This window comes from Gammaproteobacteria bacterium, from assembly GCA_013214945.1.
Taxonomy (GTDB): Bacteria; Pseudomonadota; Gammaproteobacteria; order Enterobacterales; family Psychrobiaceae; genus Psychrobium.
This window is the reverse complement of record JABSRT010000011.1, coordinates 138,332-155,422: the sequence shown is the minus strand read 5'-3', so window position 1 is coordinate 155,422 and position 17,091 is coordinate 138,332. Positions and strand designations below refer to the sequence as shown.

16 protein-coding genes and 1 pseudogene are annotated in these 17,091 nt (G+C 43.0%); 12 read left to right on the top strand and 5 right to left on the bottom strand.

Translation table 11 applies throughout. The features are described from left to right. Positions 1-433: 433 nt before the first annotated feature. From HRU23_10700 to HRU23_10680, 5 genes and pseudogenes are all read right to left on the bottom strand, one after another. A pseudogene (locus tag HRU23_10700) lies at positions 434-547 on the bottom strand (transposase). Between the two features lie 168 nt (positions 548-715). Continuing rightward, positions 716-1,087, bottom strand: a complete 372-nt coding sequence (locus tag HRU23_10695; protein ID NRA54603.1) for a hypothetical protein — start codon at positions 1,085-1,087, stop codon at positions 716-718. Positions 1,088-1,236: 149 nt separating this feature from the next. Then, entirely contained in the window at positions 1,237-2,487 is a 1,251-nt protein-coding gene (locus tag HRU23_10690) for a hypothetical protein (GenBank protein NRA54602.1), read from the bottom strand. 14 nt (positions 2,488-2,501) lie between these two features. Then, positions 2,502-4,607 carry a TonB-dependent receptor gene (locus tag HRU23_10685; protein ID NRA54601.1) on the bottom strand — a complete coding sequence of 702 codons (2,106 nt, stop codon included), beginning with the start codon at positions 4,605-4,607 and terminating at the stop codon, positions 2,502-2,504. A 295-nt stretch (positions 4,608-4,902) separates the two neighbouring features. Then, positions 4,903-5,814, bottom strand: coding sequence for a 1-aminocyclopropane-1-carboxylate deaminase/D-cysteine desulfhydrase (locus HRU23_10680; GenBank protein ID NRA54600.1), 912 nt, complete (start codon positions 5,812-5,814; stop codon positions 4,903-4,905). A gap of 108 nt (positions 5,815-5,922) precedes the next feature. On the opposite strand from HRU23_10680, the gene HRU23_10675 reads away from it, so the two are divergent. The 12 genes from HRU23_10675 (at position 5,923) to HRU23_10620 (ending at position 16,989) form a co-directional block, all read left to right on the top strand. After that, a complete protein-coding gene (locus tag HRU23_10675) occupies positions 5,923-6,813 on the top strand; it encodes a hypothetical protein (GenBank protein NRA54599.1) in 891 nt (296 codons plus the stop codon). Then, complete coding sequence (locus tag HRU23_10670) at positions 6,814-7,410, top strand: hypothetical protein (protein NRA54598.1); 597 nt, start codon at positions 6,814-6,816, stop codon at positions 7,408-7,410. Further along, the gene (locus HRU23_10665; protein NRA54597.1) at positions 7,407-8,078 is read left to right on the top strand and encodes a type II secretion system protein M; all 672 of its coding nucleotides are present in this window, start codon (positions 7,407-7,409) and stop codon (positions 8,076-8,078) included. The genes HRU23_10670 and HRU23_10665 overlap by 4 nt, the downstream gene beginning before the upstream one ends. Next, a complete protein-coding gene (locus tag HRU23_10660; GenBank protein NRA54596.1) occupies positions 8,065-8,400 on the top strand; it encodes a hypothetical protein in 336 nt (111 codons plus the stop codon). The genes HRU23_10665 and HRU23_10660 overlap by 14 nt, the downstream gene beginning before the upstream one ends. A 67-nt stretch (positions 8,401-8,467) precedes the next feature. Then, entirely contained in the window at positions 8,468-10,024 is a 1,557-nt protein-coding gene (mshL, locus tag HRU23_10655; protein ID NRA54595.1) for a pilus (MSHA type) biogenesis protein MshL, read from the top strand. Between the two features lie 6 nt (positions 10,025-10,030). Further along, entirely contained in the window at positions 10,031-10,933 is a 903-nt protein-coding gene (locus HRU23_10650; protein NRA54594.1) for an AAA family ATPase, read from the top strand. Continuing rightward, a complete protein-coding gene (locus HRU23_10645; protein ID NRA54593.1) occupies positions 10,930-12,150 on the top strand; it encodes a hypothetical protein in 1,221 nt (406 codons plus the stop codon). The genes HRU23_10650 and HRU23_10645 overlap by 4 nt, the downstream gene beginning before the upstream one ends. 7 nt (positions 12,151-12,157) lie before the next feature. Next, positions 12,158-13,891, top strand: a complete 1,734-nt coding sequence (gene tadA, locus HRU23_10640; GenBank protein NRA54592.1) for a Flp pilus assembly complex ATPase component TadA — start codon at positions 12,158-12,160, stop codon at positions 13,889-13,891. A 3-nt stretch (positions 13,892-13,894) separates the two neighbouring features. After that, a complete protein-coding gene (locus HRU23_10635) occupies positions 13,895-15,112 on the top strand; it encodes a type II secretion system F family protein (protein ID NRA54591.1) in 1,218 nt (405 codons plus the stop codon). Positions 15,113-15,115: 3 nt separating this feature from the next. Continuing rightward, complete coding sequence (locus HRU23_10630) at positions 15,116-15,607, top strand: hypothetical protein (protein NRA54590.1); 492 nt, start codon at positions 15,116-15,118, stop codon at positions 15,605-15,607. A 79-nt stretch (positions 15,608-15,686) separates the two neighbouring features. Then, positions 15,687-16,286, top strand: a complete 600-nt coding sequence (locus HRU23_10625; GenBank protein ID NRA54589.1) for a type II secretion system protein — start codon at positions 15,687-15,689, stop codon at positions 16,284-16,286. Positions 16,287-16,503: 217 nt separating this feature from the next. Further along, positions 16,504-16,989: a prepilin-type N-terminal cleavage/methylation domain-containing protein gene (locus HRU23_10620; protein ID NRA54588.1), complete on the top strand. Its 486-nt coding sequence runs from the start codon at positions 16,504-16,506 to the stop codon at positions 16,987-16,989. The last annotated feature ends 102 nt before the right edge of the window (positions 16,990-17,091 follow it).

Below are 17,091 nucleotides of genomic sequence, written 5' to 3'. Positions count from 1 at the left end.
CTTCAAAGCGCTTGTCGACGACGTAGTCGTTGCAACAGGGTTAACGGGTTGATGGCTACAGTGGTCAGCCATTGCCAATCACCTATTTAGATGAAGCCGCTGCATTAATTTGCAGCGGCTTTTTCACGTCTGCAATATAATAATTAGTAAGAATATGGGGGGTAGTCGCTGACGCAGTCAGTGCGAGAGTTAACTCGTAGCCACGACCAGAACGACATAGCCATGCCAATCACCTATTTAGATGAAGCCGCTGCATTATAATTTGCAGTCGCTTTTTCGCGCCTGGATTTAAAAATTAGCAAGTATTTGGGTGGGTAATCCCCCCATTATTAATGAAGGTCAGTCGTAGAACTTATATTTTAGTTAATCTTCTTTTCTGGATCGGTGTTATTCTGCCTATCCCCATATTAGGTCGCTCATTATTATTGGTTCATAACCAACGTGTTGCTCGATCTTGTAATTGTTCAATATCCTCATAGATATAATGACTTAACCAGTCATACCTAACGGTGCGATTAAAGCGTTCAATGTAAGCATTTTGTTGAGGGGGAATTACCAATCTCTGGATATCAATGAACTTGCTAGCTTGAAATATTTATATATAAAAAAACCAGTCAAGTTTTGACTGGTAGATTTTTAAGGGGGGATTACCCGAAAGCTTTAGTCTGCCTATAAATTAAATCGAACAACTGCTTAATGGCGTACTACAAATAGGCTAAGGGTTAATTTTAGCGACTATGCTCTGAAGTTGCTTTTGGCTTAACAAACCAGAATGCGCAAATTGTTTACCGGTTTTATCAATATAAAAGCTGCGTGGTAACTCGCCTTGCCATGTTGGATCAATGGTATAACTAATGTGTTGTGCTTGATTTTCTTGATAGACCCAACGTGGCACAGTTCTAAATGCTGGTTCAGAGTAAACATGATTAACTTCTTCGTTGCGAGTTGGATCGTCATCAGTTGATATCAGCGTAATTGCTAATCCCGGGTGACGTTTTAATAATTGAGCTAGCGTTTCTAACTCTTCAAAGCATGCTGGACACTCCAATGACCACATTACAATTAGTTTAGGTCCTTGTTTGAACACCTGTTTGGCCTTCTGGACAGTTAATTGGCTAGGAGCGCTGGTAGTTGTCTTGCCAATGATTGCTGCGAATACTTTGCTGTTATTGAATAATGCTATTACCGCGAATAGGAAACTAACGGCGAGGGTAATGACAGGTTTGTTGAAAGATATCATAGTTTAATTAACCGTAATGGCTGGCCGATAATGTGCCAGTGTAAATAGCTGCCTGATGGGTGTTGTAAAATGTAGGGATAATCGACTTGCTTGACGGCCGTTGCGATCACACGTGACTCACTCCAGATGTCACCGGTAGCAGATGACTGATATTTAATCTGATGCGCATTACCATTATATTCTCGCCACACAAGCTGAAGTAGCGAGTTGGTGCCATTAGCTACGATTTTTCGAGACAAAAAAGGATGCTCAGGCAACTGTGTTTTAGTGGCAAAGTGATTTACCTTGCTCATGTCTGCGCCGTTGTTATCGCTGTAGCTATAAAATAGGCCGCTGGCATCGGATGCATTATTAAACCAGGCCATATGTACCCGATTACTATTTCCGCCAATTTTCTCTCTAACCATGCTCGGGCCTTGATGCGGGCAGCCATCTACTTGCCACTTTTCAAAACTAACGCGTTTAATCGGGTTGGCTTGTTGCTGGTTTTTCATCGTTAAGAAACCATGGTCACGGGTATTTTTCTCAAAGACATGGCGCCACATTAGTATTGGTAGTGCATGCTGATCTAAATCCATCGCTAAACGGCAGCAAACACAAGTACCTTGGGTAAGGTAGCTATTATCAAATACCGTTTTACCTTGAATAAAGTTTGCGTGGGCGAGATAAATTTCACTGTGGCGTAAACGGGTACCCTGTTTTTCTGCGGCAACTTTCGCGCGACCATCTAACCAGGCGATATAAACATCCCCAGTGTCGGTGACCACCATTTCGTTAAAACTATGACCAGTTAATAGATTGTCATTGTTGACCGTTACGACTGGTGAAAATAGGTTACTGTTTGCAGCGAGATAACTAAAACGAACATTAGAGCTAAAACGTTTTGTAAGTGGTGTTACCCATGAAAGATACACATTGCCAGCATCGTCTATTGCAATTTTAGGGCGATTTTCACCACGATTAGATATTTTTTCTGCAACGTTATTAACTTTGCGCGGTCTTGAATACGAACGGCCTAAGTTATCGCTGTAATTTAAATAGAGATATTGCTGAAGTGACCAAACGGACCAAATGCGACCTTGGTTATCGACTGCTGATGAAATAGTTTTTGCGCATGCCATGCTCAAAGTGTCACAGCTTGGTTCTGTAACTGGTGGCTGCATCTGATGCTTACTGTGATCGATAGTTTGCTGAGCGGTTAAGTTCGCGCTAAAGCTCACAAGCAGGATGGTCAGTAATTTAATCATACTAAGTTCCTTTATTAGAAGCGGTAGCTAAGGCCAGCGTATGCAGTTCGGCCGCTTGCTGGTGAATATTTCTCACTACCGTAGGTGATCTCCGCCTGCTGAGCATAATATTTATCATTAATATTGATAATGCGACCATGAAGGCGTAACGCCGCTGTTAGTTGATAGTTAAACTTGATATTAGCGATGGTATAGCCTGAATATTGCTTGGTGTTTTTATCGTCCATGTAATAATCGCCAATCGATTTTATTTCTAATATGCCGGTAAAGTTAGCAAGGTAATCTGGGGTATAAACAAATCGGGCATTGGCAATATATGCTGGAGCCAGTTTTAATGTGTTGCCCGATAGCTCTTTTGGTGAGCTACTTCCTAGGCCTTCGACATAGTTATCGTATTCATGCACTGATTTGCTTAGCGCTAATGAGGCTTCAAATTCTCTGGTTATTTGGCTATTAATGCTTAGCTCGATGCCTTTATGAATAACCCGACCAGCATTAGTTTGGTAATCAAAGCCGTCATCGGTCACTGCATTGACTAAGGCGTCATCAAGATCCATAAAATATATAGCTGCTTGGGCATTAAATGCCTGATGATTAATCTTATAACCCAGCTCATAGGTATTTGAAGTTTCTACCTTGACGCCATCAATTAGGCTGTCGGTACTGCCTGATTTAATATGGTAAAGGGATCCAGCTGTAGGTATTCGAAAACTATTGGCAAATCTGACATAGACAGAACTTGTATCATTAAGTAGATAATTCAAAGATAGTTTTGGACTAAAATGGTTGAAGCTATCACGGCGATTAGCCAAGCGACGTTTTCCATAACCGTCATTATCTAAAGCGGCTAAATTATTATCATAATCATAGTTGTTGTAATCATAACGGCCACCGACAGATAGGCTAAGCTGATCGGTGAGGGCATGTTCGTATTGAATATAGGGTGAAATTCCAACATAGGTAGTAGTGTCATCGTAATACTGATGGCCTGCTATAAAGGTATTGCTGGCCCAGCCTGTCGTAGTAATTGTCTGTTCTTGATAAGATTTTGATTCACCTTGTGAATGTTCCACATCAAGTCCGACGATTAACTCGCCGTTATCATTAGGTTCATATGACAAGAACGACAATAAACCGAGTGTAGTAACCTGACTTTCCTGCTTTGGCATGTTGGCATTCCAGGTTGCGGTATAGTCATTGGTACGCTGGCGTAAGTATGGAATCATACTAATATTAAGACCGCTATCAGTCACTTTATCCCAGGTGCTGCTTAAGCGAAAATATCGACTTTTTCGTAAGGGATCTGATGCCAATACCTCGGCAGACAAACCGGAAGATTGCGGATTAGTATTGAAATCATCGCCTGATAGACTGGCCGCCATTTCCTGCTCTAAATCTGAAGCCACAAAACTGGTCGTTAACGATTCATCACGCCCTTCGTAGTGATGTTTAATATGTATTTCACCACGTTGTGAGGCGGTATGGTGACGATAACCTTCGTTAGATTGCAACGAGCCTGAAATAGCAAGCCCTTGATTTTTGCTTATCGAATTAGAATAAGCCGCTTTGCTTTTTACGTAACCATACTCACCAAAAGTTAAGTCTAATTGGCCGCTCGGTGTCATGGTGACATCTTCACTTAAGGTATTAATAGTGGCCGCAATTGCTCCCGAGCCATGTAAAGCCGTGCCCGCGCCTTTGATAACTTCAATCCGTTTTATGGTTGAATTAAAACTGCTCCACCACAGTGCGTTATGGTTAAAGAATGCCGCTGATTGCAACGGAATGTTATCTTGTAAATAGAGATAGGACCCTGAATAATTAATCGGCATTCTAATTGCGGCATTGTGGCCATGCGCACCTTGCAGTTGGTTTAACAACACACCTGAAATTGAATTAAGGGATTCTGCAATGTGCTGACCATTATCTTGAACGAGTGTTGATTTTCCAACAAATTCAACTGCAATAGCTTGTTCAATATCTTTTTTAGCTATTCTGCTGGCAGAGACGGTAATACGCTCAAGCTCTTGGGTGGTTTTAAGATTGGCTTCAGTGGCACTTGTGATATTAGACAATAGCGCGGCAGGCAACACCAACGCGATCAATGCGACTCGATACATAGCAAGACTTCCTGTTAAAATTTTTAGTAAGTCTAACGCTTTCAATGGCTAACTGGGATGTGACAAATTGTCGCATGTTTGATGATATTGGCTCTGTTCACCTTAAATGTAGCTACGCATTTAATTGATTGAAAGTGTTGCTGTTTGATAAAGCAACTTTGTGCAGCATAGATGCTGCGCTAGAGCCTCGATTTAAGGTGTCTTGATGTTCAAGTAGTAACACTTAAGTACACCGAGCCGATCATATTAGTGAGGTTGTTTGTTTATTGGCCGAACTAAACTGCCATTTTGTCGATTAAGTTAGTAATCCGCGTTGTTTCAAGCCCCGCAGCCCCTGCAGGCCACCTGTATGTAGGGCCACTATTCTACTGCCTGCTGGGAAATAACCTTGCTTGATTAAGTCGTCTAAGGCGAAAAACATCTTGCCACTGTATATCGGTTCAATTTCAATCGCGGTTTGCTGGGTAAATTGCTTAATGAATTCGACCAACTCAGGGGGGATCTTGGCATAACCGCCACCATGATAACCTTCGATAAAACTCCAGTTGTTATTTTTAATGCCGACATCTGTCACGAGATTATTGATTTCTTCGATTAAATAGCTAGCCTTTTTTAAGACTGGAATGCTAATCACTTTAGTGTGAGGCGGGCTTGCCGCAATGAGCCCGGCAGTGGTGCCGCCGCTACCGCAAGGCGTGATTATAAAATCTGGATTGTGATCCGCCAATTCAGTTAATATTTCACCAACTCCTTTTAGTGCTGCCACGTTGGTTCCGCCTTCGGGTATAAGCAGCGCATCAGGAAACTGTTGTTGCAGCTGCAGCAAGTAACTTGGATCGTGCCGCTTGCGATATTCAAGACGAGAAAGATAATTGATCGTCATACCGTTTTGTTTAGCATCAATTATTGTCGGATTCTCACTGTCAGCCTCGCCTCTAATGAGGCCAATGGTCTCAAAGTTGAAGGCATGGCCAGCGGCAGCTAATGCGTGAATGTGATTCGAATAAGCGCCACCAAAAGAAAGCAATTTGCTAATGCCTTGTTGCTGAGCATTAATCAAATTATATTTTAACTTACGCCATTTATTGCCTGATATCAGCGGATGAATCAGGTCATCACGTTTAATATCTAAGGTGATATTATGCCGTTTTAGCAAGGCACTGGTTATTGGTTGTAGCGGTGAATTTATTGGTTCATATAACAAAATTAGATAAATACCTTAGCAGCTTGGTGTGATTTGTATTGCAACACACTTGTTTATCGGGATAATGATATTACTATTATTATCCCTTTAGCAATTTTAAGGAAGCCTCCCGTGCTTAGTCAATTGTTTGGTCGTAAAAAAACCTCATCAAATCGTCAGTTAAGCTTAGTGCTACAGCCTAACAGTGTCACGGTTGGGGTGATTGACGGCGAACAGCATTTTGTTAAGCAACTGCCGAGTAAAGTTGAGGATTATGTTACAACCCTAAAAACATTGGCCCAAGAAATAGATCTCAGTAATAGCCGCTGTCAAATTGTGTTGGCTCATGGGGTATATCAAGGGGTGCAAGTTGATAATCCGAATGTGCCAGAAGATGAGGTTTTACAGGCATTGGCCTGGAGTGTTAAAAGTTTATTTACGATCAAGCCTGATAATCAAATTATTGATTATTACCAGCATTACAGTAACAACCCTAGCATGAACAAATTGCATGTTATTGCATGTGATAAAGCAATGATCAGTCCTGTCGTCAATTACTTGCATGACAGTGAGGTTGAAATTTCCGGGATCACAGTTGAAGACGTCGTTGTTTCTCAGTTAGTGAGCTCATCTGACGCCAATGTGTTGGTTTTTCATGTGCCGGGCTCACAAGTATTAATTGCGGTGATAGAAGATGGCAAGTTATGCTTTAGTCGACGAATTCAAGGTTATGATAATTTTCATCAAATGAGTGAGGTCGATTTTTCATCAGGCATGTTAACCAACCTAGGGCTGGAAGTTCAACGTTCAATTGATTTTGCCTTAGGTCAATTAAGGCTAAACTCCATCAATACCATTTTTATCGCCGTGCAAAATTTTGACTTCGACTCTATATTGAGCAATATGCAAGAATTATTTGACCTGCCAGTCAAGCAGTTAAAAATCGATGTCGAAGAAGATTTTCGTCGTTTCCCCATTAACGCTGCGGGCTTTGCAGAATTAAAGTCGAGTGAAGGGTCGTAAATGAAAAATCGGATTAATTTATACACCCCAGCACTGCAGCCAGTAAAAGAAATATTGCCGTTTAACTTGTTGTTAGCTTCGTGGGGCGCCGTTATTATTTTAATCGGATTGGCTACCGGCGGGCTATTGTGGCAGCAAAGCATGCAAAACAATGTAAACCTCGAACTAGCTGATAAATTACAAGCAGCCCAGCAGACATTAACAACGCGCGCCACTGAGTTAGCACAACGTAATGACAAAGTGGCATTGCTCAAGCAAAAGAGTGAATTGTCGAATAAAATTGCGATTAAGCAGCGGATTCTGGCGACGATGAAACAGCAAACCCAATCGAATAGCCAAGGTTATTCCGATTTGTTTTTAGCCTTAGCCGAGCTTCCAGCTACTGGCATTTGGTTAACCAAGATAAACATTGAATACGCTGGCGTTAATTTACATGGTGGTGCGTTGCACTCTAACGATGTTCTGTTGTGGATTGAAGCACTCAAAGAGGTTAAGCCATTAATGGGGCAAGACTTCTCTTCATTAAAAATATTACGCAACAGTGACTTTCTTGAGTTTTCCTTAAATAATGCTAATAAAAAAGAGACAACTCAATGACTAGTGAGCAGGCACTCAAACGTTATGTGGAACTAACAATACGAGAAAAGGCGTTAATCTTAATCACTGGTTTGGTGTTATTGGGTCTTATTGCTAATCATTTCATCCTTGAGCCGCTCTACATTAGTTGGCGTCAGGCGACGGACTCAGGTAAATCGACCGAGCAAACGATAGTTGAAACCGAGCAGCAAATTTCAGAAGTCGACCTGATTTTAAGCTCTGAAATGAATAAGTCGTTAAAACAAGAAATTAAACAGTTAACGTTGAGTAAATTAGCGATAGAACAGCAACTGCTCGATCGAAATTTAGCGCTAGTATCTAAACAAGACATGATCATATCGCTTAAATCATTACTCAACGAAAGCAATGGCTTAAAAGTTATGTCGTTTCGTTCGGTAGCGCCAGAGGCAATATTAACTGAAACGGCAGAAGTCGGAACTGGGGTTAAAGCTGCGCCTACCCCTTTACTCTATAAACATGCAATCATTGTTGATATTGAAGGAAAATATTTTTCAATTTTAAAGTTTTTACAACAAGTTGAAGATACCAGCGACAAAATTTTATGGAGCGCTATCAGTTATTCAGTATTAGAACATCCTAAAGCCGCGGCTAAAATAGTCGTTTATACCTTAAGCACAGATAAGGAGTTTATTGGTGTTAGTGGTTAAGTTGTTGTTGTTGCTGTTGATTATCTTAAGTGGTGCTGGGATTGAGGCCGCGTCGTTGAGCGATCCAACGCGGCCGGGCATCGTCATCAAAAGTACTGATGATGCAGGTATCGATACAGCAGCGCCTGTTCAAGTTCTGCGATTAGATGCAATTCAGACCTTTAATAATAATAGTATTGCAGTCATTAGTGGAAAGCCTTATCAAAGCGGTCAAGCGATTAATCAGGATGTTATTTTAAAAATCATGTTTGATAAGGTTATTTTTAGTTCAGGAACAGAGTTGTATTTGTTTGGCAATTCAGTCGTCAATATTTCGAAATAGGGGTTGAGTATTAATGTTAGTTTTTGGCGTTAAAAAAGGAATTGTTGTTGTTAGCACGGTGGCGTTGATGAGTTGTCAAATGACTCCAATAGAACAAGAGCGGAAAAAAATTCAAGAGTCTTTTGCGCAAGAAAAACAACAGAGTACTATTTCGCCCGTTGTACCTTTTAGTGTGCCGCCAAGCGTCGCGCAAGCGCTAAAGCCTAAGCCGATGAGCTTTGGTGAAATTAGCAGCCAGCCTAGCCAAAAGCGTTTCGATATTGCAGCCAACGCCGTTAACATCAAACAACTCTTTGCCAATTTAGTCGCTAAAACTCCTTATAGCGTGGTATTTCACCCGCAGTTAAGCGGTGATGTTTCATTACAACTAAAGCAAGTTACGCTCGATGAAGTGATTGATTCTATCTCGCAGTTATACGATTACCAGATCATAAAAAAAGGTCGAATAATTCAGGTCTTGCCTGCGGCGATTACCTCTGAAACTTTTAATGTTAATTACTTATTGCTCAAACGTAATGGCGTTTCGCAAACCAGTATTAGCTCTGGCGGATTAACCGATAGCGACTCAGACAGTGATAGCTCTGGTTCGGGCAGCAATGGCACCTTTATCGAGTCGCGGACCGATACAGACTTTTGGGCCGAACTGCAAACGACATTACGCGGTTTACTGCCGGGTGAAGGTCGCGCGGTAATTGTTAGTCCGCATGCCGGTGTTGTTACTGTACGTGGTTTCCCCAATGAAATTCGCACAGTGAAGGAGTTTTTGCAACGCGCAGAAACCAATATTCAACGCCAAGTGATTCTCGAGGCGCGGATCATAGAAGTAACGCTTAGCGAAGGTTATCAGCAAGGTATCGAGTGGCAGGAAATTCTTACCGAAACTGGCCACAATAATGTCACCAATTTTGATTTTGGCACCACATCAGCAAGTATTTCTGATGTGATCAGTTCAACCCTTGGCGGGGTGGCCTCGTTAACATTTTCTAATATCAATTTTAAAGGGGTCGTGTCGCTGCTAAAAACACAAGGTGACGTTAATGTATTATCTAGCCCACGAATTACGGCCTTGAACAATCAAAAAGCGGTAATTAAGGTCGGCCAAGATGAATATTTCGTCACTGACATTTCGTCAACCACCACGACCACGAATGATAATACGACTAGTACTCCGGACATTGAGTTGACACCTTTCTTCTCTGGGGTTGCTTTAGATGTTACGCCACAAATTGATCAAAATGGCCAAGTGCTGTTACATGTTCACCCGTCGGTAACGAATGTGATTGAGCAGCAAAAGAAGATTGAGCTGCAATCGGGCAGTTATCAGTTGCCCTTGGCTTACAGTTCGATTCGAGAAACAGATACTATTATTCGTGCGCGCAGTGGTGACGTGGTAGTGATTGGTGGCTTAATGAGTTCACGCACCACCGAAAAGGAATCAAAGGTGCCGCTGTTAGGCTCTATTCCAGTTCTAGGTGAGCTTTTTACCAACCGTTCAGAGAAAATAGATAAAACTGAACTGATTATTTTAATTCGCCCTACTGTGGTGGGTGTGAATACTTGGCGCCAGCAATTGGATCAATCTAAGCAACTGGTTGACAGCTGGTATCCAGCTAGCGCCAATTAAGCTGCTATGTACTTATACCATTTTGGATTACGGGAATTACCTTTTACCTTAACACCCAATACTGACTTTTTTCTTAACTTGAAACCTCATGTCGAGGCGTTGCAAGTGTTAATGACGGCCCTTAAGCAAGGGGAGGGTTTTATCAAGGTGACCGGTGAAGTCGGCACTGGAAAAACCCTTATTTGCCGCAAGTTATTAAATGAATTACCGCAAGGTTTTTGTGTTGCCTATATCCCCAACCCCTTTTTAAATCCCAGTGAGTTACGCTGGGCTGTAGCAACAGAATTAGGATTAAAATATTCACAAAACATTGATCAACAGCAATTAATCCAAATGTTGCAGCAGCACTTGCTTAATTTGTCTGCTCAAGGCAAGGCGGTCGTGGTGATTTTAGATGAGGCGCAAGCATTGCCCGATGAAAGCCTTGAAGCGTTGCGACTTTTTACTAACTTAGAGACAGAGCGGCGTAAATTGCTGCAAGTAGTGTTGTTTGGCCAGCCTGAATTAGATCAACGACTAGCAACAACTAAATTTCGCCAATTGCGTCAGCGCATCTCCTTTTCTTATAAGCTGCGCAGCATGACAGCTGCAGAGGTGGCTCATTACATCGACTATCGGATCAAAGTCGCGGGCCATCAAGGCAAGCCGGTATTTTTGCCTAACGAAGCGAAGAAAATAGCGATAGCAAGCCGCGGCGTACCGCGTTTGGTTAATATTTTGTGCCATAAGGCTTTGTTATTATGTTTTGGTGGTGGCCAGTTTCAGGTCTCAGCTAAAAATGTTAAGGGCTCAATTGTTGACACGATTGACGCGAAACAGTCACCACGCCTACTGTGGCTAGTGTTGGGCTCAATTTTCGTGAGCAGTTTAATGGCTATTACTATTTATTTAAGCGGAGCTAACCAATGAGTGTAATTAATCAAGCGCTTAAAGATTTGGAACAACGTAATTTAGCAGATCAAGGGTTTAACAGTGAACCGCTTATTGCCTTGGAATTACCAAATTCACGCCTTAAATATTTGGTGATAGTTTTAGGGTTTATTTGCGCAGTATTGGTAGCGATAGGCTGGAGCTGGCAAGCTAAGTTGTGGTCGATGCCGCCATCTCAAATTGTTGAACCACCGTTGCCCGTAAGCCTTAATCTACCAGTGGCTGTTGCGGCGGAGGTTAAACAGTTGCCAGTAAAAGTCACTCAGATAAAGCAGGCGCTAGAGCCACTATTGGTGCCGGTTGAACCCGTGCCAGAAAAACCACAGCTCAAGCCCGCAGTTGAATCGGTTAAACGGCAGCAGCAGCAACAACAACAACAGCAAGAAAAAGAGCAATCATTGCAGCCTCAAGTTGATGTTGTCGCAAAGCAGCCACCAAAATATGAAGAAAAATTAGCCCCGATAACCCAACTACAGCTGCCTTTAGCCGATCAAGTAATCCCAACTCAAACTCAGAATTTTACCGGACCACCGCTAGCGGTGTCACAAGCTGTACCTAGCGGTGAGTTAACCATTAAACACGTCGAGTTAACGTCAGTTGAGGCCGCTGCTTTATTTCTTAAGCAAGGTCGCGAGCAGGCCCAATTAGGTTTGGTGTTTAAAGCGCAAGATTCTTGGCGTGCGAGTTTAGTCGCTTTACCATCGCAGCATCAGGCGCGAGAATTGTTGGCGCGCAGTCATGTTAATCAAAACAATCTAACTCAAGCGTTGAGTTTATTAGAGCGCGGCATTACGCTATTTCCACAGCAATGGTCGCATAAATTACTGGCGGCAAAAATTTATCTGCACAACCAGCAACCAAGCCAAGCCTTGTTAACATTAGATCACCCTTATCGTTTTAATAAGATCGAGGTCGAATTGCTCGAATTGGCCGGCTCGCTCGCTCAGCAATTGCAGCAATGGCCGCAGGCACAATCGAATTACTCCGCGTTAATATCGCGCGACAATAACAATCATAAATGGTTGTTGGGCTTGGCTATTGCGCTCGACGCTCAAGCCAAACCTGCTGCAATTTTACGTTATCAGCAGCTTTTGATGTTGCCAAATATTGAGCCGGTATTAATCGACTACGCCAAGCAACGACTTAGCATTTTACAGTCTGGGTCCAGGCCCTCATCAGCAAACAAATCACAGTGAGAATATAATGGCTAAACCCAAGTTAAGGATGCGACTAGGCGATTTATTAGTCCATGAACACATTATCAGTGAAGCGCAACTGATGGATGCACTGTCGAACCAAAAAAGCACCGGCAAGAAACTCGGTGGGGCGTTAATTGATTTAGGGCATTTATCCGAAGTTCAGTTGCTGACCTTTTTGGCGCAACAGCTTAAAGTTGAATTTATCGACATTAACGACTTGCGAATTGACCCGCAAGTGGTGCAGCAGTTACCCGAAGTGCATGCGCGGCGCCATCGTGCTTTAGTGATTGCCGACGATGGCATTGTGGTGACGTTGGCGCTAAGTGATCCCGCCGATCTCAATGCGCTTGATGCAATAGAGCTGTTATTGTCACCCAAGCAAATCAAAATGGTGGCAGTGACGGAAGGTCAATTGCTAGAATCGTTCGATCGATTATATCGACGCACGCAAGACATCGCGTCATTTGCTGAAAAACTGAGTGAAGAACACGGTGCCGATGACGAGTTTGAGCTTGTTAGCCTGTCTGATTCCGATGAAGATGCGACCGTGGTTAAATTACTGCAGTCAATTTTTGAAGATGCCGTTCAAGTTAAAGCGTCAGACATTCATATCGAGCCTGAACAGCGCTTAGTACGGATCCGCCAGCGTGTTGATGGCATATTGCAAGAAAGTGTCTTAAACGAGGCTAATATCGCCAGTGCTTTAGTCTTGCGCCTGAAGCTAATGGCCAGTTTAGATATTTCAGAAAAACGTTTGCCACAAGACGGCCGCTTCAATATCAAAATTAAAGGCCATAGCATCGACATTCGACTGTCGACGATGCCGGTTCAATTTGGTGAGTCGGTGGTGATGCGTTTGCTTGACCAGTCGGCTGGTTTGTTGGGCATGGCTCAAACGGGCATGCCAGAACACATGATGGCTAAATTGCGCTATCAAATGAGTCGTCCACACGGAATGATTTTAGTGACAGGACCAACAGGTAGTGGCAAAACCACCACCCTTTATGGCGTATTAAACGAATTAAATGAGCCGGGCAAGAAGATAATCACGGTAGAAGATCCGGTCGAATATCGTTTACCACGGGTGAATCAGGTTCAGGTTAACACTAAAATTGGCTTAGATTTTTCCAGCGTATTACGTACCACCTTACGTCAAGATCCTGATATTTTAATGATTGGTGAAATGCGAGACCATGAAACCGTTGAAATTGGTTTACGTGGTGCCTTAACTGGTCACTTGGTTTTATCAACGCTGCACACCAACGACGCGGTCTCAAGTGCGTTACGACTAACCGATATGGGTGCTGCAGGCTATTTGGTCGCCAGTTCATTGCGCGCCATTATCGCTCAGCGTTTGGTTCGTAAAATTTGTGAGCACTGCAAAGAACCTCATCAGTTAACGAATAATGAAGCAGGTTGGATCGAGCACCTTAGTGAAACCGATCTAACTCAGCAATCGTTCTCTAAAGGTCGTGGTTGCCAGCGTTGTAATTTAACGGGTTGTACTGGTCGAGTCGGTGTTTTTGAGTTTTTAGAACTCGATGTCGCCATGGCACAGGCCTTACGTCAGGATGATCCCGATGCCTTTACCATTGCAGCGGCCGCGAGTAAGGACTTTGTGCCCTTAGCCAGTTCGGCATTAGATTTAGCGATGGCCGGTATCATTCCGATCAGTGAAGTGCTGCGGTTAGCCGAGCAATCAAATAACCATAGCCCTGTTAGCCAAAACAAGGTGTAACTTATGAGCATGTTTAGCTATACCTCGCGTGACCGCCAGGGTGAATTGGTCAAAGGCAAAATGGAAGGTAATGACCCCGAGCACGTCGCGGGGATTTTGCTTGGCCGCGGCCTAACCCCGGTTGAAGTTAAACCCGCTGGCGGTAGCGGCCAAAGTTTCTCAGTTGAAGCCTTGTTTGAACGACCGGTATCGCTGGACGAGTTAGTCATTTTTTCACGTCAAATGTACAGTTTAATGCGCGCGGGCATTCCGGTAATGCGAGCCATTGCCGGGTTACGAGATAGCGCTAGCAACCCGTTAATGAGCAAAGCGCTGGTGGCGGTGCTGAGCGATTTAGAGTCTGGGCGAACGTTATCAACCGCCTTAGACAAACAACCTAAGGTTTTTAACCAAATAGTAGTGAGCTTGGTTCACGTTGGTGAAAACACTGGTCAACTTGATTTGGCCTTTGATCAGCTCGCTAAGTACCTAGAACGTGAGCAAGAGACCCGCAAACAGATAAAATCGGCGATGCGTTACCCAACTTTTGTGCTAATGGCACTAGTTGGCGCAATGGTAGTGATGAATATTTTTGTTATTCCAGTGTTTGCTGACATGTTTGGTAAATTTGGAGTTGAGTTACCCTGGACGACCCGTACATTATTAGCAACCTCGACATTTTTTGTTAATTACTGGCCCGTTATATTGGGAGTTGCCATCGCATTGACCTTTTGGGTTAAACGCTGGATGGCCTCAGACAGGGGCAGAATAGTATGGGATCAAAAAAAGCTTAAAATTCCGATAGTAGGCAGCATAATTAGTCGGGCATTATTGGCGCGTTTTGGTCGAAGTTTTTCGATGATGCTGGCGGCCGGTGTGCCTTTATTGCAGGGGTTAAGCTTGGTTGGCGACGCGGTGGACAATAAATACATGAAATCTCGGATCGAGCAGATGGGCAGCGGCATTCGTGCTGGTGAAAGCTTGTTACGTGCTGGTGCGAGTTCTGAGCTGTTTAATCCGTTGGTATTGCAAATGATTGCGGTGGGTGAAGAGACAGGCCAGCTCGAGGAGATGATGACCAACATGGCTGAATATTACGAGCGTGAAGTCGATTTTGATCTCAAAAGTCTGACCGCTAAAATTGAACCGATCTTAATCATGATCGTTGCGGGCATGGTGCTCATTTTGGCCTTGGGTATTTTTACACCGATGTGGGACATGATGTCGGCGATGAAGAAGTAGCCAATGAAAATTAGCCAGTTAGATACCGGTCTATTTCGCTTGGTGATTGTTGTTTTAATGATGTTGTGGTTGGTTTTTTTTATCAATAAATCATACCTTAAAAACAGAGAAACCATCGAAAGTGTCAACTTTGAATTAGAGCAGCAAAATTTTATTAAAACGGTGGCACTAATTAATGCCCAATGGCTGCTCGAAGGGCGACCGAGTACAGTGACTTTTTCTTTTTATGACCAAGGCAATAAAGCCGGAATCCTACGTGAATTTGCCATGTCGAAGTTTGGCTGGCCCTCGTTGCTAGCGGCGAATAAGGCTAGCTATTGTTTGGACTTATGGTCGGTGGTTATTAATGTTGACCCGGCTGAGGCCGAGAAAAAAATATTAACTCGGATAAATTATCACAAACAAGATGACATCTACTGTCAAATTTGTGATGGTAACCAACAAGATGTATGTTTAACGTATTCAACAAAAACAGGAATTTCCAGTGCTGAGTGAGTCGCCGCAGTAAGAGTGCCATAATGGCAGCAATAAAATTAACCACAGATACATTGGCATATAGGTAAATGGAGTAACTATGACAAAGCAGCAAGGCTTTTCATTAATAGAATTAATTATTGTGGTCGTGATATTGAGTTTATTGGCGGTAACCGCCTTACCGCGCTTTCTTAACATTACTGAGCAAGCGGAAGATGCAGCAGTGGAAGGCGTTGCAGGTGGCTTTTCGGCTGCAGTTGGCTTGGTGCGTGCCGAATGGGAAATAGAAGGGCGACCCAGTGATAGCGACGCTTATATAACGATGAGCTCAACCAAGGTTCGGGTCAATCAATTTGGTTTCCCAACCGCAGGCGCAGGTGGCAGTGGTGCCAATTTAGCGCCGGATCAAATGACCGCCAGTGCCTGTAAAACCGTGTTTGACAAAGTAATGCAAAGCCCCGTGCGCAGTGTTATTGCTGGGCAAGACGCCAGCAATGTTCGCTATTATATTAGCGTGCAAAGTAACAGCGGCACCACCGACAACGATAACGCTTACGATCTGTGTCTATATCATTTGGTAGCGACCTTAAGTATTAAAAAAACTAACGGTATTCCTGCCGGTAACAGCTTGAATGATGGTAATTTATTCACTTATAATCCAGCGACCGGACAAATACAGGTTTTTAGTAATAACGAATAGAGAAAACAATAACCAAATACTTTTAATTCTCGATCGAGTCGGTTATGATCGGAATAATTATTGAATGATAATTCAGCATTAGAGCCAATGGATTTATTAGATCAAGCACTTGGCACAAGGGAGTGTAAGCGTCCTCAATGTCAATTAATATGCTGGGCAACTGTGGTGAGCAGTTGTTGATACACTAACTAATTTTAGTAATATATAGGATCAACAAATGAAAAAAGCACAAGGTTTTACCTTAATAGAATTAATCATCGTTATTATCATTCTTGGTATTTTAGCGGTTACTGCCGCGCCTAAATTTATTGACCTGAGCGGTGATGCTAAAGCGTCGGTAATGCAAGCGATTAAAGGCAGTGTTAACTCTTCGGTAGCAAGCATTCATGCTAAGGCGTTAATTGCAGGGGAAACTGCTAAAGAGGGGGACGTTACAATAAATAAGGAAGTATATCGTGTTATTTATGGTTACCCTAGTAGAGAAGACGACGGTGTGGGTGACGGAACTGAGATTGGTAAGGGCTTCCCTCTTGGTGAATTAGTTGATTTCGATGACACTGTAATTTCATATAGCCAAAATACTAGCAAGATGGGCGTTTTCCAACATCTAAGTGCGGCAGATGGTGAAACCTGTAGAGTAACCTATGTTAATGCAACAGCTGATGCGCCCCCTATAGTGACAGCTATATTGACTGGTTGTTAATTATTAATTCGACCAAGCAATCATTTAGCTGAGTGGATAGCTGAGCGATTTTTTACAAGGCACCTCAAGCGGGTGCCTTGTTGTTTTGACTAACACCAGCTA